Genomic DNA, 18,868 nt, shown 5'->3' on the forward strand with positions numbered 1-18,868 from the left:
AAAGATATGATGCGCAAAACGCTGCTGGCGGCAGTCCTAACGTTCACGGCGATGGCCGCACATGCAGATTACCAGTGCAGCGTCACCCCGCGTGACGATGTGATTTTGAGCCCACAAACGGTGCAGGTGAAGGGCGAGAATGGCGACCTGGTTATTACCCAGGCTGGCGATGTCACCTTCAACGGTAAACAGTACAACCTGAACGCCGCACAGCGTGAGCAGGCCAAAGATTATCAGGCGGCGTTGCGTAGCAGCCTGCCGTGGATCGACGAAGGTGCCAGAGCGCGCGTAGAGAAAGGTCGCGTGGCGCTGGACAAAATCATCGCCAAAGAGGTCGGTGAAAGCAGCAACATGCGTGGCCGCTTAACCAAGCTGGATGCGCAATTGAAAGAGCAGATGAACCGCATCATCGAGCATCGAACTGATGGCCTGACTTTCCATTATAAGGCGATTGATCAGGTCCGCGCGGACGGACAACAGCTGGTGAATCAGGCGATGGGCGGCATTTTGCAGGACAGCATCAACGAGATGGGAGCTAAAGCCGTGCTCAAAGGCGGTGGTAATCCACTGCAGGGCGTACTCGGAAGCCTCGGTGGTTTGCAGACCTCAATTCAGAACGAATGGAAGAATCAGGAACAAGACTTCCAGCAGTTTGGCAAAGATGTCTGTTCCCGCGTTGTGACGCTGGAAAACGATCGTAAAACGCTGGTTAGCACTCTGAAATAATCTTCACCTCTTATTAACGGCACAGAAACATTCTGTGCCGTTTTATTTTGTATATTTCTGTTTTTTTGATATCCATCTCTAAGAACGGCAATTTGGTGGAGATATAAATCTGGTTAATTGGAACTCGTCACATTATTCATCTGTAGGATAGACATAATGCTGCAAATTCAAGTAACTGGAGAAATAACATGGAGTTTTTCAAGAAAACGGCACTTGCCGCACTGGTTATGGGTTTCAGCGGCGCGGCGCTTGCACTGCCAAACATCACCATTTTAGCGACCGGTGGGACGATTGCCGGCGGCGGTGATTCCGCGACAAAATCTAACTACACGGCAGGCAAGGTTGGCGTAGAAAATCTGGTTGAGGCCGTACCTCAATTGAAAGATATCGCTGTCGTTAAAGGCGAGCAGGTGGTGAATATCGGCTCCCAGGATATGAATGACGAAGTCTGGTTAACGCTGGCGAAAAAGATTAATACCGAGTGTGATAAAACCGACGGCTTCGTGGTAACACATGGTACGGATACCATGGAAGAAACCGCCTATTTCCTCGACCTGACCGTCAAGTGCAACAAGCCGGTGGTGCTGGTCGGCGCAATGCGTCCGTCTACGGGTATGAGCGCTGATGGCCCGTTCAACTTGTATAACGCGGTAGTAACTGCCGCAGACAAAGCCTCTGCCAACCGCGGAGTGCTGGTGGTGATGAACGACACCGTTATGGATGGTCGTGACGTGACTAAAACCAACACTACCGACGTCGCTACCTTCAAATCCGTTAACTACGGCCCGCTGGGTTACATCCATAACGGTAAAATCGACTACCAGCGTACGCCTGCGCGTAAGCACACCACGTCTACTCCGTTCGATGTGTCTAAGCTGACCGAACTGCCGAAAGTTGGGATTGTTTATAACTACGCTAATGCCTCCGATCTGCCGGCAAAAGCGCTGGTGGATGCGGGTTACGCCGGGATCGTCAGTGCGGGTGTAGGTAACGGTAACCTGTATAAAACCATTTTCGATACGCTGGCAACCGCCGCGCATAAAGGTACCGTTGTAGTGCGTTCATCTCGTGTACCAACGGGCGCCACTACACAGGATGCAGAAGTTGATGATGCAAAATACGGATTTGTGGCTTCAGGTTCCCTGAACCCGCAAAAAGCACGTGTTCTGCTGCAGCTTGCGCTGACTCAAACCAAGGATCCTAAGCAGATCCAGGAAATGTTTAATCAGTATTAATCGATGAAGGTGGCTGCGCTTACCGCCCTAACCCTGTAGGCCGGATAAGACGCAGCCGCCATCCGGCAATTTTCCTGATGGCGCTACGCTTATCAGGCCTACGTTCACCAGCCATCACTCCGCCAGAAACAGCTCCAGCAGCGAGTTCAAGAACAGCTTACCGTGTTGGGTAATCTGCCAGTACTCATCGCATTCACTCAGGTAGCCCTGGGAAATAGCCTCATCGATCTGTCGACGAATAACGTCTTCGGTAAGACCGGTATATTGCGTAAACTCCGCGCGAGGCGCGGCTTCCAGCAGCCGGAAACGATTCATGAAGAACTCGAACGGCTTATCGGCTTCGGCAACATCGCGCTGGCTTTCGAGATAACGCCCTTGCATATACCCACGCGGATGCCGTGTTTTGGTGGTGCGCAGGATGCGTCCGTCAGGGAATGTGATCTTACCGTGTGCGCCGCAGCCAATGCCAAGATAGTCGCCAAAACGCCAGTAGTTAAGGTTGTGCTGACACTGATAACCCGGTCTGGCGTAGGCTGAGGTTTCGTACTGCTGATATCCCGCGGCGGTCAGTAGCTGGTGGCCTTGCTCAAAAATATCCCACAGCGCGTCATCGTCCGGTAAAACCGGCGGTCGGGAACCGAACAGCGTGTTGGGTTCGATGGTCAACTGATACCAGGAAAGATGCGGTGGGTTGAGCGCGATTGCCTGCTGTAAATCACCCAGCGCCTCTTCCAGCGTCTGATCCGGCAAACCATGCATCAGGTCGAGATTAAAGCTGCGTAGCCCCAGACCGCTCGCCAGGTGTGCTGCTCGTTTGGCTTCTTCCGGCCCGTGAATACGTCCCAGACGTTCGAGTTTGGTGGAGCTAAAGCTCTGTACGCCAATCGAGATACGGTTGACGCCAGCGCGTTGATAATCCACAAAGCGATCGGCTTCCACCGTCCCGGGATTCGCCTCCATGGTGATTTCTGCATCTTCGGCCAGATTCAGCCGTGCTCGCACGCCGTCGAGCAGCGTTTGCATCGCCGGGCCAGAAAGCAGGCTCGGCGTGCCACCACCGATAAAAATCGTCTTTACTTCACGGCCCTGGGCATGGGCCACCTCAGTATCCAGATCGCTCAGCAGATGCTGCACATAGTCATCATGAGGGACTTCGCCCTTTAGCGCATGCGAGTTGAAGTCGCAGTACGGGCATTTCTGCACGCACCACGGAATGTGAATATAAAGACTTAGCGGCGGAAGCTTAACCATTACGCAGGGCATCCAGCAGCAGCTTTAGCGCCTGTCCGCGGTGAGAAATTGCACTCTTTTCTTCACGGGTCAGTTCGGCTGCGGTTTTCCCTTCAGACGGCACAAAGAAGATCGGGTCGTAGCCAAAACCACCGTTTCCGGCAGGTTCACGGGTAATCACGCCCGGCCAGCTTCCGTGGCAAACAACAGGCGTTGGATCGTCTGCATGGCGCATATACACCAGCACGCAGTGGAACTGCGCCTGGCGCTTGTCATCAGGAATATCCTGCAGGGTGTGAAGCAGTTTTTCCAGGTTCTGCTGATCGGTCGCATCTTCGCCGGAATAGCGGGCTGAATAGATACCCGGCGCGCCGCCAAGGGCATTTACTGCCAGACCTGAGTCATCAGCAATGGCCGGTAAGCCGGTAATTTGCGCGGCATGACGCGCCTTCAGAATGGCGTTCTCAATAAACGTCAGCCCGGTCTCGTCTGCAGAATCAACACCCAGTTCCGTTTGGGCAACAACATCAAGACCGAAATCACTCAGAAGAGAGGCTAGTTCACGCACTTTACCGGCATTGCCGGTCGCGAGGACAACTTTTTGCATGGGATACCTAATCAGTTAACGCCGCAATTTCGGGCGGGATCTGTTGCGGATGAATGATTTTAACCTGTTTGTGACGACCAAGCTCGCCCTTCTCAATGACGACCTGGCTTTTTGCAACACGGAACTGTTTGCCGAGAAACTTCACCAGATGGCTATTGGCCTGGCCATCTACCGGTGGGGCGGTAATGGCGACTTTAACTTCGTCGCCATGTAAACCCACAATACTGTCACGGCTGGCTTTAGGCTGAATGTAGAGCCGTAAAACCAGACCGTCGTCGCAGGGTGTAACGGCACTCATAGCGCCATCCACAGCCCCGGCAGCAGCATGTTGCCTGTCGCCTGTAACACTTCCGCGATGCCCATGTTAATAACGTAGAGCAGCAGAACCAGAATCATTGGGGAGAAATCGATCCCGCCCATGCCTGGAAGTATGCGACGGATAGGACGTAGCAGCGGATCTGCCAGTTGAATCAGCACGTACTCTACAGGACTGCGGCCCTGGCTGACCCAGCTCATAATCGCCATCACAAGCAGCACCCAGAAAATCAGCAGCCCGATAGTCTTCAGGACAATCAGTACGGCGGCGATCCAGATGATCGGCTGGAACGTGACCACCTTAAACAGCACGATTGCTTTGATAAAGCTGAGAACGAGCGCAACTAATGCCGAGGCGCTGTCGATCGGTCCCATCGGGGGAATAATGCGGCGTAACGGCCCAATGATGGGCTGAGTGATTTTCACTATAAACTGCGAGAACGGGTTGTAAAAATCGCAGCGAGACCATTGCATCCACACGCGCAGCAGCAGCGCCATGGTATACAGCTCAATTACCGTTGAGAGCAGGAAGGTCAACGTATTCATGGTGTTCCTTAGTTTTCCTTATTTTTTAGTGTAATCACGAGCACCAAAAATGGCAGTGCCAATGCGCACCATCGTGCTACCCGCCGCGATGGCGGCATCCATATCATCAGACATTCCCAGTGAGAGAGTGTCGATGCCTGGGTAGCGTGTTTTCAACCCGGCAAATGCTACCGCCATTTGCTGTGCAACTTCAAACTGCCTTACATAATCTGACTCTGGAGCCGGAATCGCCATCAGACCACGCAGGGTAATGCGCGGCAGTGCAGCGACTTCAGCGGCCAGTGCATCAAGCTCTGCCAGCGGAATGCCTGACTTACTGTTCTCATCGCTGATATTAATTTGAATCAGTACATTGAGCGGCGGCAATTCCGCCGGGCGCTGTTCGCTCAGACGGGCAGCGATACGCAGACGGTCGATCGTATGGCACCAGTCAAAGTGCTCGGCGACCAGACGACTTTTGTTGGACTGCAGCGGGCCGATAAAGTGCCACTGCAGATCGTTGACGCCTTTTTCCTGGAAGTAGCGGATTTTATCCACCCCTTCCTGCACATAGTTTTCACCGAAGGCACGCTGCCCTGCGGTAATGGCTTCTTCGATGGCGCTCGCAGGTTTGGTTTTACTGACTGCAAGCAACGTAACTTCTTCTGAAGACCGCCCGCAACTCGTCGCGGCGGCTGAGATTTTGTCCCGGACATGTGCCAGGTTATGCGCGATATCGTTCATTTTCCGAGGATGTTCATATGAATATGGAAGAAATAGTGGCCCTTAGTGTAAAGCATAACGTGTCGGATCTACACCTGTGCAATGCATGGCCTGCGCGCTGGCGCATACGTGGAAAAGTCGAAATCGCACCCTTTACTACGCCTGACGTGGAGAATCTGCTGATGTGCTGGCTCAATGAGCAACAACAGGTACAGTGGCAGGAACAGGGGCAGCTGGATTTTGCTATTGCGCTGGCAGGTTCCCAGCGGCTGCGCGCCAGTGCTTTTGTTCATCAACAGGGAACCTCGCTGGCGCTAAGATTGCTCCCGCTTGATTGTCCACGTTTAGACGATCTCCAGACCCCTGACGTCATACCTGAACTGCTGCGCAGTGAAAATGGGTTAATTCTGGTGACAGGCGCTACCGGTAGCGGTAAATCAACGACCCTGGCGGCGATGGTGGCATATCTTAACCAGCACGTTGCGGGACATATTTTGACGCTGGAAGATCCCATTGAATATCGCTACACCAGCCAGCGTTGTCTTATTCACCAACGGGAGGTGGGCGTACACTGCGCTTCTTTTGCCGCCGGTTTACGCGGCGCGCTGCGTGAAGATCCCGACGTCATTTTGCTGGGCGAACTGCGCGACGCGGAAACTATTCGCCTGGCGTTAACGGCAGCGGAGACCGGGCATCTGGTGCTGGCAACGTTACATACGCGAGGGGCGGCGCAGGCCATCGCGCGGCTGGTGGATACCTTTCCCGCACAGGAGAAAGATCCGGTGCGTAATCAGCTGGCAGACAGCCTACGGGCGGTACTTTCGCAAAAGCTGGAGGAAGATAAGTTGGGAGGACGCGTGGCGCTATTTGAGCTGCTCGTCAACACGCCAGCCGTGGGCAATTTGATTCGTGAAGGGAAAACGCATCAGCTACCCGGCGTAATTCAAACCGGGCAACAGACAGGTATGCAGACGTTTACGCAGAGCCAGCAGCAGCGCCAGGCGCAGGGTCGGCTTTAGTAGCCCTGCTCGAAATAGCTTTCGAGAATAATAACGGCAGAAGCGGAGTCCACTTTGCCTTTATTCAACGCCCGGTATCCGCCTTGTTCGAACAGGCCGGAGCGGGCCTCGACGGTGCTCAAGCGTTCATCGTGCAGCGTTACGGTTACGCCAAAGCGACCGTGAATACGGTTAGCGAACTTACGCGCGCGTGCGGTAAGGGGCTGTTCTGTGCCATCCATGTTGAGTGGTAGGCCGACAATGATTTCATCCGGCTGCCATTCTTTCAGCAGGCGTTCAATCAAACTCCAGTCTGGCGTACCGTCCTGCGCCTTAATGGCGGGCAACGGTCTGGCCGTACCGGTAATGCGCTGACCAACAGCAACACCAATACTTTTCGTACCAAAATCAAAAGAGAGTAATGTTCCGCTCATCAGGCATGTCCCGCCACGCCAGGCATGGTCTGAATATCTATCCCGATAAGCTTCGCCGCATCGCGCCAGCGGTCGGCAATCGGCGTTTTGAATAAGATGTTGAGGTCTGCGGGCGCCGTGAGCCAGGCGTTATCCAGTAGCTCTTGTTCCAGTTGACCTTTTTCCCATGATGAATAACCCAGAGCAACCAGCACTTCGGACGGTTGTTCTTGCGTGCCCAGGGTTTCTAGTACATCGCGGGAGGTTGTGATGATGGTGTTATCTGAGATGCGAATACTGGAGGCAAAGCGTGACGGTGGAGTGTGGAGAATAAATCCACGGTCTTCCGCCAGCGGGCCGCCGAGCATCACTGGTTTATCCAGACGAATGGCCGGATCGCGTTCTTCTGGGGTAATCTTCAGCTTTTCCAGAATCCCTTCAATTTGTAAGTTTTCCAGAGGCTTATTGACGATAATCCCCATTGCTCCGTTCTCATTATGTTCACAGATGTACACCACGGAACGGCGGAAAATCGGATCCTGGAGAGCAGGCATGGCAATCAGAAAGTGATGCTGTAAATTCATTGTCAGAGGTTCTGTTTCCTGGTTCAAAAAAGCAACAGAGCCCAGTATGTGGGCAAAGCTCGAAGATGTCACCCTCTGAAGATAGCATTGCCGGATGACGGCTTCGCCTAATCCGGCCTGCGGGGTGCAATTCCAGGCCGGATAAGACGCGATAGCGTCGCTATCCGGCAACGTATTTATTTCTGTAAACGCGCCTCAATGGCATCCATCAGCATACCGGTAATCGAAACCGGGAACTCCGCTTCAATTTCACGAATACAGGTTGGGCTGGTAACGTTAATTTCCGTCAGACGATCGCCAATGATATCCAGACCGACAAAAATCAAACCTTTCGCTTTCAGCGTTGGTCCAATGCGACGTGCAATTTCCCAGTCGCTGTCGGTCAATGGACGCGGCTCGCCACGACCGCCAGCGGCCAGGTTACCACGGGTTTCGCCGCCTTGCGGAATACGCGCCAGGCAATAAGGAACGGGTTCGCCATCGACCACCAGGACGCGTTTATCGCCATCTTTAATTGCTGGCAGATAGTTCTGCGCCATGCAGTAGCGGGTACCGTGCTCGGTCAGCGTTTCAGCAATGACGCCAAGGTTCGGGTCGCCTTCCTTCACACGGAAAATAGATGCGCCGCCCATACCATCCAGCGGTTTGAGAATGATGTCGCTGTGTTTTTGCCAGAAGGCTTTCAGCTGCGCTTTGTTACGCGTGACCAGCGTTTCCGGCGTCAGGTCGGCAAACCATGCGGTGAACAGCTTTTCGTTGCAGTCGCGCAGGCTCTGCGGTTTGTTGACGATCAGCGTCCCTTTTTCTTCTGCACGTTCCAGAATATAGGTTGCGTAGATGAACTCGGTATCAAATGGCGGATCCTTACGCATCAGAATAACGTCCAGGTCTGCCAGCGGGAGATCCTGCTCGCTCTTGAACTCATACCATTTGTCGTAGTTCTGCTCTACGCTCAGGGTACGCGTATGGGCGCGGGCTTCACCGTTGATCAGATAAAGATCGGCCATCTCCATATAATGAATTTCGTAACCGCGACGTTGCGCTTCCAGCAGCATAGCGAAGCTGGAATCTTTCTTGATGTTGATGCTTGCGATGGGATCCATCACGATGCCGAGCTTGATCATTTTCTTCTCCGTTTATGCCTTAGCCCAGATCGCCAAAACGCACCTGTAGCGCAGTAATGGCGGTGAGCGCGGTTGTCTCAGTACGCAGAACGCGAGGTCCTAACAGAATATCAGTAAACTGATAACGTGCGGTCATGGCAATTTCATCTGCCGACAACCCGCCTTCCGGGCCAATCAGCAAGCGGATGCGTTCCACCGGCAGCGGCAGCGTATTGATGCTGGCGCTGGCGCGCGGATGCAGGTTCAGTTTCAGACCTTCGTCCTGTTCCGCGCACCATGCTTCCAAATCCATTGCCGGGCGAATTTCGGGCACCCGGTTACGACCGCACTGTTCGCAGGCGGCAATGGCGATTTTCTGCCACTGCTGGAGCTTCTTGTTCAGGCGTTCACTGTCCAGTTTAACGCCGCAGCGCTCAGAAAAAAGTGGCGTAATGAGGCTTACACCCAGTTCGATCGATTTCTGGATAGTGAATTCCATTTTTTCACCGCGCGACATCACCTGACCCAGGTGGATGTGCAACGGCGACTCACGATCGTCGAGTTCAGCGTTAAGTACCTTCACGTCCACGCTTTTTTTACTGGCGTGGGTGATTTCAGCGTCGAATACCTGATTGCTGCCATCAAACAGCTGTAGCGCCTGGCCCGGTCCCATACGCAGCACGCGGCCGATATGGTTGGCTGCATCTTCACACAGTGAAATTTGGCTGCCGGAAGTGATTGGCTCAGGGTGATAAATGCGAGGAATGCGCATAGTTAAACATCCGCGTCATGGCCCTGGGCTGCGAAAGGCCAGGGCATGGTTAAAAATATTGACGCTAGTGTAGGTTAGCTCTTTTGCGCCTGGCAAGCGCGTTGCACATATGGGTTATGGTTCCCCTGTACCTTTGCAATGCGTTCGTCGCGCTCACACTCCCAGTCGGTGACCGGATATTGCTTATTCCAGGCGTTAAAAAGCTGAGTTTGCTGGCGGGAGAGCGTCAGATCGTACTGGTCGCGCATGTAAAAATAGGTACGAGCAATGGCACCGCGGGCGCGGGCCGGCGGCTCGGCAACTTTCTCTTTGAAGTCGACCTTCATGGCGCATTGCCCATACTGACCCTCGCCACCGTTCCACTGGCTGTACATGAAGTTAGCGCGATCGCCATTTACCTCACCCACCGCAGGTTGCAGGTTATGCATGTCGCTTTCCATCTTACGATAGACCGGATCTTTGGCGCAGTTTTTACGCCCTCCGTCCTGCCAGCACTGACGCTGATGACCAAATTGCCAGGCGGGGACAACGTGCTCCCATTCAATTCGACTGGCGCGGTTTTCATTTTTTCGCACTTTATAGCCGCAGGATTCGAGGTCAACGACCCCTTTTTTGCCTTGCCAGTTAATTTTACAACCGCAGTAGAAATCGCCCGGCGCATCGGCGTTAACCTTGACGCCTGCTGCTTTTGCCTGAGAAAAACTGTTGATGCCTTCGGCTAAAACCGGGCCTGAAAACGCAGCGGCTAACAGGGCCGCAGCAAAAGAAAAATGACGGTACATCACAAACTCCGTGTCAAAACGAGCCCGCAACGTAGCGAAAGTTATTCCAGTATGCAATCAGTTAGGTCAGAAAAGTTCCTGATAATTCTGAAGATTATTCTGCAACCAGTGGCTCGCCGCAGTGAACACAGCGGTAGGTGGCCTCACCGCGCACAACGCGGTTATGGCGGCGGACGGTCAGTTGGTGCTCCTGACACTTACAGCGGTAAGTAAAGGTCTTGCGCTGCACCGATTGCAGTTCGAACTGATGCGTGCGCCGGGCCGGTACGCCCAGCACGCTTTCCATCATCCATTTCCATTCTTTCCCGTGTGGCGGCACGCGCCCAAAGTGCTTCCACACCAGTAAATGCGCCAGTTCATGGGGCACCACTTCGTTAATGAATGCGTCGACGTTTTCCATCAGCAGGACGGGATTAAGGCGAATTTCATAGGTTTGTAGCCACGCAGTGCCCGCGGCGGTGCCGCGCTGTTGGTAAACCAGCTTTGGCTCCGGATATTGGCGTTCGAGCTTGAGATTGGCCTGGGCGAGTTTTTCCCGCAGGCTACGCATAACGGCTTGCTGGATGGCGATAGGGAGACGGGAGGTTTTCATAACGCCAGAGGATAGTGCGACAGGGAAGGGACTGCAAGAGGAAGGCTTCCTCCCACTGAGGGAGGAAGCCTTTGGTGATTAGTCGTGTGCGCCAATTTCGCGCAGTTTACGACCTTTCATCAGGTTACGCTCAATGTGTTCCAGAGAGACGTTTTTAGTTTCAGGGATCAGCCACAGAGTCAGGAAGATGAACAGTACGTTCAGGCCGCCGTAGACCCAGAAGGTGTTGGCGCTGCCCAGCGAGTTCAGCATCGTCAGGAAGGTTGCGCCGACGATCATGTTGGCAATCCAGTTGGTTGCAGTAGAGCAGGTGATGCCGAAATCGCGGCCTTTCAGCGGCTGGATTTCAGAGCACAGTACCCAAATCAGCGGACCGGCGCTCATGGCAAAGCCAACGATAAACATCAGCAGCATCAGTACTGCGAAGTATTGTGCGGATGCCGAGTGAATCCCCACGTGCATCATTGTACCCAGCACGCCCATACCAACGGCCATCACGATAAAGCCAAGGATCAGCGTAGGCTTGCGGCCCCAACGGTCAACCAGGCCAATGGCGATAAAGGTTGCCAGCACGTTGGTCAGACCGACGATAACAGTCCCCCACATCTGCTCGGTGGTGTTGGTGTAGCCCGCCAGCTCAAAGATTTTCGGTGCGTAATACATGATGACGTTCATCCCGGTGAACTGCTGCATCACCTGCAACAGAACGCCAAGGAATACCGCACGACGGAAGTTGCTGTTTTCTTTAAACAGCGCCCAGCCGCTCTGCTTCACCTGCAGACTTTCACGGATTTCATCCAGCTCGCGTTTGGCTTCTGCGCTGGTGTCACGCAGACGCAACAGGACGCGTTCGGCATCAACAAAACGACGTTTAGCTGCAAACCAACGTGGGCTGTCCGGCAGGAAGATAACGCCAACCAGCAGCAGCAGGGCAGGGATGATGATTACACCCAGCATCCAGCGCCATGCGCCGCTGTAGCTAAACGCTGTATCGGAAAGATACGCGCCCAAAATACCGATGGTGATCATCAGCTGATACATGGAGATCATGCTGCCACGAATCTTTTCCGGGGCAATTTCAGACAGGTACAGCGGCGCGGTATAAGACGCAACACCTACAGCCAGACCGAGCAGCACGCGGGAAACCAGCAGGACTTCAACGTTTGGCGCAGCGGCGGAGAACAGTGAACCCGCAACAAACAAGATCGCACCGATCATCAGGCTTTTTTTGCGTCCCAGTTTGAAGGAGAGCCAACCGCTGCCGACAGCACCTACCGCCGCACCAAACATCATGGAACTCACCACCCATTCCTGAGTGTGCGGGGTAATTTGAAACTCGTCGGTGATGAACGGTAAAGCACCGGCAATAACACCGATATCCAGGCCAAAAAGTAATCCAGCCAGGGCTGCCAGAAAGCAGACAAAAAATGTCATGGCTTTGTTGGAACGCCCCGTTTTTTTATTGTCAGGCATGATGCCCTCCGGTTGGGTAGCTAGTTTTGTTGATGTTAAGGGTAGGTGAGTACGGCGTAAAAAAATGCGAATCACATCACATTAGTGTAATCGCTTACACTGTCATTCATGCGGGTTATTAGTTAATTCATTGAAAGTTAACGTTATTTACTGGGGTTAAATAATGTTTGTCGTCTGAATTTAAGACAATGATGAAAGATAATGTAACAGTGATGCAAGTGTGCTGGCTAAGAGATGTTAATTCAAGGTAGAGGGAAATATTGTGTGATGTAATCGCTTTCATTTTCATTTAAAGCAATAGTAATCAGCGCGGTTTGGTGATGGATGTGGGAGAGGAAATAGGTATAAAAAAAGACCAGCGCGAGGCTGGTCTTCATAAGCGTTAAGTCTGGTTTAAATTACTTCAGACCGGCAGCGTCGCGCAGCAACTGTGCTTTGTCGGTTTTTTCCCATGGGAAATGTTCGCGACCAAAGTGACCGTAAGCAGCGGTTTCTTTGTAAATCGGGTGCAGCAGATCCAGCATCTGAATCAGGCCATACGGGCGCAAGTCGAAGAACTCACGCACCAAAAGGGTCAGCTGCTCTGAAGGCACTTTTTCAGTACCGAACGTTTCCACCATGATAGATGTCGGTTCCGCCACGCCGATTGCGTAGGAAACCTGAATCTCACAACGGTCAGCCAGGCCTGCGGCAACGATGTTTTTCGCTACGTAACGGGCTGCATAGGCTGCGGAACGGTCAACTTTAGACGGATCTTTACCAGAGAATGCACCGCCGCCGTGACGCGCCATGCCGCCGTAGGTATCAACGATGATTTTACGACCGGTCAGACCGCAGTCGCCCATCGGGCCGCCGATAACGAAACGACCAGTTGGGTTGATGAAGAATTTGGTCGAAGCGGTCAGCCATTCAGTCGGCAGTACCGGCTTGATGATCTCTTCCATAACGGCTTCTTGCAGCGATTTCTGGTCGATATCTTCAGAGTGCTGAGTAGACAGAACAACCGCATCAATACCGACGATTTTGCCGTCGTCATACTGGAAGGTTACCTGGCTTTTTGCATCCGGACGCAGCCAGGATAAGGTGCCGTTTTTACGCACTTCAGCCTGACGCTGCACCAGACGGTGAGCATAGGTAATAGGTGCTGGCATCAGCACGTCGGTTTCGTTGGTTGCATAACCAAACATCAGGCCCTGGTCGCCTGCGCCCTGTTCCAGCGGATCGGCACGGTCAACACCCTGGTTGATGTCCGGAGACTGTTTACCAATCGCGCTCAGTACCGCGCAAGAGTTGGCGTCAAAGCCCATGTCGGAATGCACATAGCCAATTTCGCGAACCGTGTTACGGGTGATCTCTTCGATATCAACCCATGCGCTGGTGGTGATCTCACCGCCAACTAAAACCATACCGGTTTTGACGTAGGTTTCGCAGGCAACGCGTGCTTTTGGATCCTGTTCCAGGATTGCATCCAGCACAGCATCAGAGATTTGGTCAGCGATTTTGTCAGGATGCCCTTCTGATACGGACTCGGACGTAAAAAGGTGTTTTGCCATATTTAATTTCACCTAAGGAGAATTTGGTTAGCTCAAACTGTCGAGTGGAATAGCCATGTGTAGAAGATTCTACCATGAGTCTGCAGATGACGGACACTGGCAGTCTGAGTGTTAATCGGTATAGATGGATTAACATCTGGACGGCTATTTTAGGACAGTTCTTCGCCTGATTTCCAGCTTTTTTTGATTGAGGTCGCATTGTACTGAAAATGTAACTGGAAATTTTTCCTGACGGTGCTGGCAATGTGCATATTTATCTTTTGCTTTTTGACTTTCTTATCGGTATAAAACGCGGCGCGCGGCTCATATCCGTCATACTTCAAGTTGCATGTGCGTTGGCAATACTCGCCCCGTCCCAGTCACTTACTCATGTAAGCTCCCGGGGACTCTCTGCGTTGCCGCCTTCCCACAACTCGAATTATTTAGGATAGATAAAAGCACACGACGTTTTCATCGTGTTGCCACTTCCAGCCGGGTTAAAACTTTAGCTTTGGCTTGTGGGTTCGTTCCGTAAGGAGCAACCGTGGAGGTGATACGAGATAATGAACCGTTGTATTCTGCAGAATCTGTCGCACCGTTCTGGTGTACATATGTCCCCCGCAATCTGCATCTCTGCTTTGCATACCTGTCGATGTTATATACACAAAATCATTTATGCTGCGTCGAGGCGGCAAGTGAATGAGTCCCCTGAACGTACGAGTAGTACGTGACTGGGGCGAATGAGCGTAGCCAACAAAGAGGCTGCATGAAGGATGAAGTGTATACCCATCTCGGCGTATCTCAGGACTCAAGAGCCGGTAACGGTCACTAAGAACTGAACAAGGGCGCTCTTGGTAAACAAGAGTTTTCTCGTGGTTTCGCCGAACCGTCAGCATTAAGTTCGGTTACGTGTTTACATTGATATGAAAAAGAAACCGGTCGCACAGTCGGAGCGTCAGCACTATCTGCTGCAAATTCTGCCTGTATTTGGGTTGTTATCGCGTCTTCGGATTGCGATAGTAGTCAACTGTTTTACACTTGTTAATAAAATTTGAGGTTCGCTATGTCTGACGACATTTCTTTGGGTTCGCCTTCGTCAGCAGGCGAACACGGTGTACTACGCTCCATGCAGGAGGTTGCAATGAGTTCCCAGGAAGCCAGCAAGATGCTGCGTACTTACAATATTGCCTGGTGGGGTAATAACTACTACGACGTCAATGAACTGGGTCACATCAGCGTGTGCCCGGATCCGGACGTACCCGAAGCGCGCGTTGACCTTGCTGAGTTGGTGAAAGCCCGTGAAGCGCAGGGCCAGCGTTTGCCTGCATTGTTCTGCTTCCCGCAGATCCTGCAACACCGTCTGCGTTCGATTAACGCCGCGTTTAAACGTGCCCGTGAATCTTACGGTTACAACGGTGACTATTTTCTCGTTTACCCGATCAAGGTCAACCAGCACCGTCGCGTGATTGAATCGCTGATCCACTCTGGCGAACCGCTGGGGCTGGAAGCGGGTTCCAAAGCTGAACTGATGGCCGTTCTGGCCCATGCCGGAATGACCCGTAGCGTGATCGTGTGTAACGGTTATAAAGACCGCGAATATATCCGTCTGGCGCTGATTGGCGAGAAGATGGGCCATAAGGTCTATCTGGTCATCGAGAAGATGTCTGAAATCGCTATCGTGCTGGATGAAGCTGAACGCCTGAATGTCGTTCCGCGTCTGGGCGTGCGTGCGCGTCTGGCGTCGCAGGGCTCTGGCAAGTGGCAGTCCTCCGGCGGGGAAAAATCGAAATTCGGCCTGGCGGCAAACCAGGTGCTGCAACTGGTCGAAATTCTGCGCGAGCGCGGTCGTCTGGACAGCATTCAGTTGCTGCACTTCCACCTTGGCTCGCAGATGGCGAATATTCGTGATATCGCCACCGGCGTACGTGAATCGGCGCGTTTCTACGTTGAGCTGCACAAGCTTGGCGTCAATATCCAGTGCTTCGACGTGGGCGGTGGTCTGGGCGTGGATTACGAAGGTACCCGTTCGCAGTCTGACTGTTCTGTAAACTACGGCCTGAACGAATATGCCAACAACATCATCTGGGCTATTGGCGACGCCTGTGAAGAACACGGCCTGCCTCATCCGACGGTAATCACCGAGTCTGGCCGCGCGGTTACCGCGCACCATACCGTGCTGGTATCTAACATTATCGGCGTTGAGCGTAGTGAACACACAGAAGCAACGCCTCCGGCTGACGATGCGCCGCGTGCTCTGCAAAGCATGTGGGAAACCTGGCAAGAAATGCATGAACCGGGAACTCGCCGTTCGCTGCGTGAATGGCTGCACGACAGCCAGATGGATCTGCACGATATTCACGTTGGTTACTCTTCAGGTACCTTTAGCCTGCAAGAGCGCGCGTGGGCTGAGCAGCTTTATCTGAACATGTGCCATGAAGTGCAGAAACAACTCGACCCGAGCAACCGCGCGCATCGCCCGATTATCGACGAGCTGCAGGAGCGTATGGCGGATAAGATTTACGTCAACTTCTCGCTGTTCCAGTCGATGCCGGATGCGTGGGGGATCGATCAATTGTTCCCGGTAATGCCGCTGGAAGGACTGAACCAGGTACCTGAGCGCCGTGCGGTGCTGTTGGATATCACCTGTGACTCTGATGGCGCTATCGACCACTATGTTGACGGTGATGGCATTGCGACCACTATGCCGATGCCGGAATACGACCCGGAGAACCCGCCGATGCTGGGCTTCTTTATGGTGGGGGCGTACCAGGAGATCCTCGGCAACATGCACAACCTTTTTGGTGATACCGAAGCGGTTGACGTGTTCGTCTTCCCTGACGGCAGTGTGGAAGTTGAGCTGTCTGATGAAGGGGATACCGTGGCGGATATGTTGCAGTACGTGCAACTGGATCCGAACACCCTGCTGACGCAGTTCCGTGACCAGGTGAAAAACACCGATCTGGATACCGAGCTGCAGCAACAGTTCCTCGAAGAGTTTGAGGCCGGTCTGTACGGTTATACTTATCTGGAAGATGAGTAACGATAAATGCCTGCTGGCGCTACGCTTACCGGGCCTACGAAAGTAGGTCGGATAAGGCGAAGCCGCATTTGTGGCACTTACTTGAATCCGTACAAAATAACGGCGATAATTTGCCGTAAATATGCAGCTACCAAATCAATCCCTTCCTCGTCGGGCTTAACGACGCGGAGGGGATTTTTTTTCATCGATTTTTAAAGAGGTCAGTACATGAGCACCTTAGGTCATCAATACGACAACTCCCTGGTTTCTAACGCCTTTGGTTTTTTACGTCTGCCGATGAACTTCATGCCATACGAAAGCGACGCCGATTGGGTGATCACCGGCGTACCGTTTGATATGGCAACGTCTGGTCGTGCGGGCGGGCGTCATGGTCCGGCGGCAATCCGTCAGGTTTCCACTAACCTGGCGTGGGAACACAACCGCTTCCCGTGGAACTTCGATATGCGCGAGCGCCTGAACGTGGTGGACTGCGGCGATCTGGTTTATGCCTTCGGTGATGCGCGTGAAATGAGTGAAAAACTGCAGGCTCATGCTGAGAAGCTGCTTTCTGCCGGTAAGCGGATGCTCTCCTTCGGCGGCGACCACTTCGTCACGCTGCCGCTGTTGCGCGCGCACGCTAAGCATTTTGGTAAAATGGCGCTGGTGCACTTTGATGCCCACACAGATACCTACGCGAACGGCTGCGAATTCGACCACGGCACCATGTTCTACACGGCGCCGAACGAAGGGCTGATCGATCCGAATCACTCTGTGCAGATTGGTATTCGTACCGAATTCGACAAAGACAACGGCTTTACCGTGCTGGATGCCTGCCAGGTGAACGATCGCAGCGTAGATGACATCATCGCCCAGGTTAAGCAGATTGTCGGTGATATGCCGGTGTATCTGACCTTTGATATCGACTGTCTGGATCCAGCGTTTGCGCCGGGTACCGGTACGCCAGTGATTGGCGGTCTGACTTCCGATCGCGCGATCAAGCTGGTACGTGGTCTGAAAGATCTGAACATCGTCGGGATGGACGTTGTTGAAGTGGCTCCGGCTTACGATCAGTCAGAGATCACCGCGCTGGCAGCGGCTACGCTGGCTCTGGAAATGCTGTACATCCAGGCAGCGAAAAAAGGCGAATAAGTTGTTTTGCCGGATGGCGCTAACGCTTATCCGGCCTACAGCTGGTTGATGTTTGTAGGCCGGATAAGGCGTTCACGCCGCATCCGGCACGATTAACGGTTATTTGATCCCGTCAGCGCTCATGCGATCGCGAATATGTTGCGCACGTTCTGCGGATGCCGGGTGATCGTCAAACATTGAGCTTTGACGTCCAGCTTCCAGTTTGGCCAGTTTCTCAAAGCTGGTGGCTAAACCTGCCGGATTGATCCCGCGTTTGCGCAACAAATCATACGAGTAATCATCCGCCTCGGATTCCTGACGCTGGGAGAACTGCGAGTTCACCAGTTTCTCGCCAAGATCGCCCAATTGCGACTGCGACAGGCTGCCGACAATGCCGCCAGCGGATGCCGCCGCTGCACGTACGGCGTTAGTACCCAGCGCAACCTGCATACCTTTTTTCACGTGACCCAGCGCGACGTGGCCCATTTCATGGCCGATTACCGCTTCGACTTCGTTGTCGGTCATCATATCCATCAGGCCGCTGTACACGCGGATACAGCCGTTTGCCATGGCAAAGGCATTCACATCTTTCGCCATATAGACTTTGTAGTTCACCGGCTGGCCGTTTATGTTATCGCCAAGCGCGGCGGCGATTTTGCCAAGACGCGTTGCGTACTCGCTGCTGGCCGGAGCGATAGTAGCCTTGCTGTCCATATCTTTACAGGCCTGATCGCTCAGCGCTTTTACCTGAGCATCGCTCAGACTGTAGGCCTGAAAAGCCTCCGCGCCAGAAGAAAGCAGTCCGTTGGAGTCCATGTTCTGGCAGCCGGTCAATGCCGCAGCCATGCTCGTAGCAAGCAGTAAAGCGCGAATTTTCATTTTTTCTCTTCCGCACAAAGTCAGGATTATTCTAAAAATTACGTCGTTTGCAGGTGAACCGACGCTCGGCCTAAGTATAAAGAAAAGAACAATACGCGGGCGAGAAGATTGCGCAACTTGCGCGCATGATCCAGAGATTTCTGAAGCGGCAAAAGGATGCTCCATGTACATGACACGCGGCTTGGGTTACATTGTTGGCACTTTTTTCCGGCGTAGCCCAAAACGCGCTGTC

Annotated in this window: 20 protein-coding genes and 1 pseudogene; 7 read left to right on the top strand and 14 right to left on the bottom strand. The window is 53.2% G+C overall.

What is annotated here, in order from left to right:
* Positions 1–6: 6 nt before the first annotated feature.
* Both OGY71_RS20385 and ansB read left to right on the top strand, forming a co-directional pair.
* Entirely contained in the window at positions 7–726 is a 720-nt protein-coding gene (locus tag OGY71_RS20385) for a YggN family protein (RefSeq protein WP_003825409.1), read from the top strand.
* Positions 727–914: 188 nt separating this feature from the next.
* On the top strand, positions 915–1,961 hold the full coding sequence (gene ansB / locus OGY71_RS20390) for an L-asparaginase 2 (protein ID WP_003027108.1): 1,047 nt from the start codon (positions 915–917) through the stop codon (positions 1,959–1,961).
* A 114-nt stretch (positions 1,962–2,075) separates the two neighbouring features.
* Here the strand turns inward: ansB and hemW are convergent, their stop codons facing one another.
* From hemW to OGY71_RS20415, 5 genes are read right to left on the bottom strand one after another with little or no spacing between them, the layout of a single operon-like run.
* The gene (hemW, locus tag OGY71_RS20395) at positions 2,076–3,212 is read right to left on the bottom strand and encodes a radical SAM family heme chaperone HemW (RefSeq protein ID WP_048236736.1); all 1,137 of its coding nucleotides are present in this window, start codon (positions 3,210–3,212) and stop codon (positions 2,076–2,078) included.
* Complete coding sequence (locus OGY71_RS20400; RefSeq protein ID WP_003825414.1) at positions 3,205–3,798, bottom strand: XTP/dITP diphosphatase; 594 nt, start codon at positions 3,796–3,798, stop codon at positions 3,205–3,207. The genes hemW and OGY71_RS20400 overlap by 8 nt, the downstream gene beginning before the upstream one ends.
* Before the next feature lie 7 nt (positions 3,799–3,805).
* Positions 3,806–4,096, bottom strand: coding sequence for a DUF167 family protein YggU (gene yggU, locus OGY71_RS20405; protein WP_003027101.1), 291 nt, complete (start codon positions 4,094–4,096; stop codon positions 3,806–3,808).
* Positions 4,093–4,659, bottom strand: coding sequence for a YggT family protein (locus tag OGY71_RS20410; protein WP_003825417.1), 567 nt, complete (start codon positions 4,657–4,659; stop codon positions 4,093–4,095). The genes yggU and OGY71_RS20410 overlap by 4 nt, the downstream gene beginning before the upstream one ends.
* Before the next feature lie 18 nt (positions 4,660–4,677).
* Positions 4,678–5,382, bottom strand: coding sequence for a YggS family pyridoxal phosphate-dependent enzyme (locus OGY71_RS20415; RefSeq protein WP_003825418.1), 705 nt, complete (start codon positions 5,380–5,382; stop codon positions 4,678–4,680).
* A 17-nt stretch (positions 5,383–5,399) separates the two neighbouring features.
* Here OGY71_RS20415 and OGY71_RS20420 point away from each other — a divergent pair, with 17 nt between their 5' ends.
* Positions 5,400–6,380, top strand: a complete 981-nt coding sequence (locus tag OGY71_RS20420; RefSeq protein WP_003825426.1) for a type IV pilus twitching motility protein PilT — start codon at positions 5,400–5,402, stop codon at positions 6,378–6,380.
* Here the strand turns inward: OGY71_RS20420 and ruvX are convergent.
* The 8 genes from ruvX to metK form a co-directional block, all read right to left on the bottom strand.
* Positions 6,377–6,793 carry a Holliday junction resolvase RuvX gene (gene ruvX, locus OGY71_RS20425; RefSeq protein WP_003825428.1) on the bottom strand — a complete coding sequence of 139 codons (417 nt, stop codon included), beginning with the start codon at positions 6,791–6,793 and terminating at the stop codon, positions 6,377–6,379. The genes OGY71_RS20420 and ruvX overlap by 4 nt on opposite strands.
* On the bottom strand, positions 6,793–7,356 hold the full coding sequence (locus tag OGY71_RS20430; RefSeq protein ID WP_003027086.1) for a YqgE/AlgH family protein: 564 nt from the start codon (positions 7,354–7,356) through the stop codon (positions 6,793–6,795). Before OGY71_RS20430 ends, ruvX begins: the two co-directional genes overlap by 1 nt.
* A gap of 176 nt (positions 7,357–7,532) precedes the next feature.
* A complete protein-coding gene (gene gshB / locus OGY71_RS20435) occupies positions 7,533–8,480 on the bottom strand; it encodes a glutathione synthase (protein ID WP_003027083.1) in 948 nt (315 codons plus the stop codon).
* Between the two features lie 19 nt (positions 8,481–8,499).
* Positions 8,500–9,231 (bottom strand): 16S rRNA (uracil(1498)-N(3))-methyltransferase, encoded by a 732-nt coding sequence (gene rsmE, locus OGY71_RS20440; protein ID WP_008785768.1) that lies wholly within the window; start codon positions 9,229–9,231, stop codon positions 8,500–8,502.
* A 74-nt stretch (positions 9,232–9,305) separates the two neighbouring features.
* The gene (gene endA / locus OGY71_RS20445) at positions 9,306–10,013 is read right to left on the bottom strand and encodes a deoxyribonuclease I (RefSeq protein WP_008785767.1); all 708 of its coding nucleotides are present in this window, start codon (positions 10,011–10,013) and stop codon (positions 9,306–9,308) included.
* Between the two features lie 94 nt (positions 10,014–10,107).
* Positions 10,108–10,605: a SprT family zinc-dependent metalloprotease gene (locus OGY71_RS20450; protein ID WP_003825440.1), complete on the bottom strand. Its 498-nt coding sequence runs from the start codon at positions 10,603–10,605 to the stop codon at positions 10,108–10,110.
* A 78-nt stretch (positions 10,606–10,683) separates the two neighbouring features.
* Complete coding sequence (gene galP, locus OGY71_RS20455) at positions 10,684–12,078, bottom strand: galactose/proton symporter (RefSeq protein ID WP_008785766.1); 1,395 nt, start codon at positions 12,076–12,078, stop codon at positions 10,684–10,686.
* 398 nt (positions 12,079–12,476) lie between these two features.
* Positions 12,477–13,631, bottom strand: a complete 1,155-nt coding sequence (gene metK, locus OGY71_RS20460) for a methionine adenosyltransferase (protein ID WP_020996311.1) — start codon at positions 13,629–13,631, stop codon at positions 12,477–12,479.
* 542 nt (positions 13,632–14,173) lie between these two features.
* On the opposite strand from metK, the pseudogene yqgG reads away from it, so the two are divergent.
* The 4 genes and pseudogenes from yqgG to speB form a co-directional block, all read left to right on the top strand.
* Positions 14,174–14,275 (top strand): annotated as a pseudogene (gene yqgG, locus OGY71_RS20465) (small protein YqgG); the annotation flags it as partial.
* Positions 14,276–14,533: 258 nt separating this feature from the next.
* Positions 14,534–14,665 carry an acid stress response protein YqgB gene (gene yqgB, locus OGY71_RS20470; RefSeq protein WP_003027062.1) on the top strand — a complete coding sequence of 44 codons (132 nt, stop codon included), beginning with the start codon at positions 14,534–14,536 and terminating at the stop codon, positions 14,663–14,665.
* A gap of 8 nt (positions 14,666–14,673) precedes the next feature.
* The gene (gene speA / locus OGY71_RS20475; RefSeq protein ID WP_071692619.1) at positions 14,674–16,650 is read left to right on the top strand and encodes a biosynthetic arginine decarboxylase; all 1,977 of its coding nucleotides are present in this window, start codon (positions 14,674–14,676) and stop codon (positions 16,648–16,650) included.
* A gap of 207 nt (positions 16,651–16,857) precedes the next feature.
* Positions 16,858–17,778 carry an agmatinase gene (gene speB / locus OGY71_RS20480; RefSeq protein ID WP_003825449.1) on the top strand — a complete coding sequence of 307 codons (921 nt, stop codon included), beginning with the start codon at positions 16,858–16,860 and terminating at the stop codon, positions 17,776–17,778.
* A 99-nt stretch (positions 17,779–17,877) separates the two neighbouring features.
* On the opposite strand, the gene loiP is transcribed toward speB, so the two are convergent.
* Positions 17,878–18,636, bottom strand: coding sequence for a metalloprotease LoiP (loiP, locus tag OGY71_RS20485; protein WP_003825452.1), 759 nt, complete (start codon positions 18,634–18,636; stop codon positions 17,878–17,880).
* Positions 18,637–18,868 lie beyond the last annotated feature (232 nt).

Origin of the sequence: Citrobacter sp. Cpo109 (assembly GCF_030332565.1) — a bacterium.
GTDB classification, from domain to species: Bacteria; Pseudomonadota; Gammaproteobacteria; order Enterobacterales; family Enterobacteriaceae; genus Citrobacter; species Citrobacter portucalensis.

Bases quoted from the DNA above. Each gene is read 5' to 3' on its own strand.
- OGY71_RS20385 (WP_003825409.1), top strand. From the start codon at position 7: ATGATGCGCAAAACGCTGCTGGCGGCAGTCCTAACGTTCACGGCGATG.
- ansB (WP_003027108.1), top strand. From the start codon at position 915: ATGGAGTTTTTCAAGAAAACGGCACTTGCCGCACTGGTTATGGGTTTC.
- hemW (WP_048236736.1), bottom strand. From the start codon at position 3,212: ATGGTTAAGCTTCCGCCGCTAAGTCTTTATATTCACATTCCGTGGTGC.
- OGY71_RS20400 (WP_003825414.1), bottom strand. From the start codon at position 3,798: ATGCAAAAAGTTGTCCTCGCGACCGGCAATGCCGGTAAAGTGCGTGAA.
- yggU (WP_003027101.1), bottom strand. From the start codon at position 4,096: ATGAGTGCCGTTACACCCTGCGACGACGGTCTGGTTTTACGGCTCTAC.
- OGY71_RS20410 (WP_003825417.1), bottom strand. From the start codon at position 4,659: ATGAATACGTTGACCTTCCTGCTCTCAACGGTAATTGAGCTGTATACC.
- OGY71_RS20415 (WP_003825418.1), bottom strand. From the start codon at position 5,382: ATGAACGATATCGCGCATAACCTGGCACATGTCCGGGACAAAATCTCA.
- OGY71_RS20420 (WP_003825426.1), top strand. From the start codon at position 5,400: ATGAATATGGAAGAAATAGTGGCCCTTAGTGTAAAGCATAACGTGTCG.
- ruvX (WP_003825428.1), bottom strand. From the start codon at position 6,793: ATGAGCGGAACATTACTCTCTTTTGATTTTGGTACGAAAAGTATTGGT.
- OGY71_RS20430 (WP_003027086.1), bottom strand. From the start codon at position 7,356: ATGAATTTACAGCATCACTTTCTGATTGCCATGCCTGCTCTCCAGGAT.
- gshB (WP_003027083.1), bottom strand. From the start codon at position 8,480: ATGATCAAGCTCGGCATCGTGATGGATCCCATCGCAAGCATCAACATC.
- rsmE (WP_008785768.1), bottom strand. From the start codon at position 9,231: ATGCGCATTCCTCGCATTTATCACCCTGAGCCAATCACTTCCGGCAGC.
- endA (WP_008785767.1), bottom strand. From the start codon at position 10,013: ATGTACCGTCATTTTTCTTTTGCTGCGGCCCTGTTAGCCGCTGCGTTT.
- OGY71_RS20450 (WP_003825440.1), bottom strand. From the start codon at position 10,605: ATGAAAACCTCCCGTCTCCCTATCGCCATCCAGCAAGCCGTTATGCGT.
- galP (WP_008785766.1), bottom strand. From the start codon at position 12,078: ATGCCTGACAATAAAAAAACGGGGCGTTCCAACAAAGCCATGACATTT.
- metK (WP_020996311.1), bottom strand. From the start codon at position 13,631: ATGGCAAAACACCTTTTTACGTCCGAGTCCGTATCAGAAGGGCATCCT.
- yqgB (WP_003027062.1), top strand. From the start codon at position 14,534: ATGAAAAAGAAACCGGTCGCACAGTCGGAGCGTCAGCACTATCTGCTG.
- speA (WP_071692619.1), top strand. From the start codon at position 14,674: ATGTCTGACGACATTTCTTTGGGTTCGCCTTCGTCAGCAGGCGAACAC.
- speB (WP_003825449.1), top strand. From the start codon at position 16,858: ATGAGCACCTTAGGTCATCAATACGACAACTCCCTGGTTTCTAACGCC.
- loiP (WP_003825452.1), bottom strand. From the start codon at position 18,636: ATGAAAATTCGCGCTTTACTGCTTGCTACGAGCATGGCTGCGGCATTG.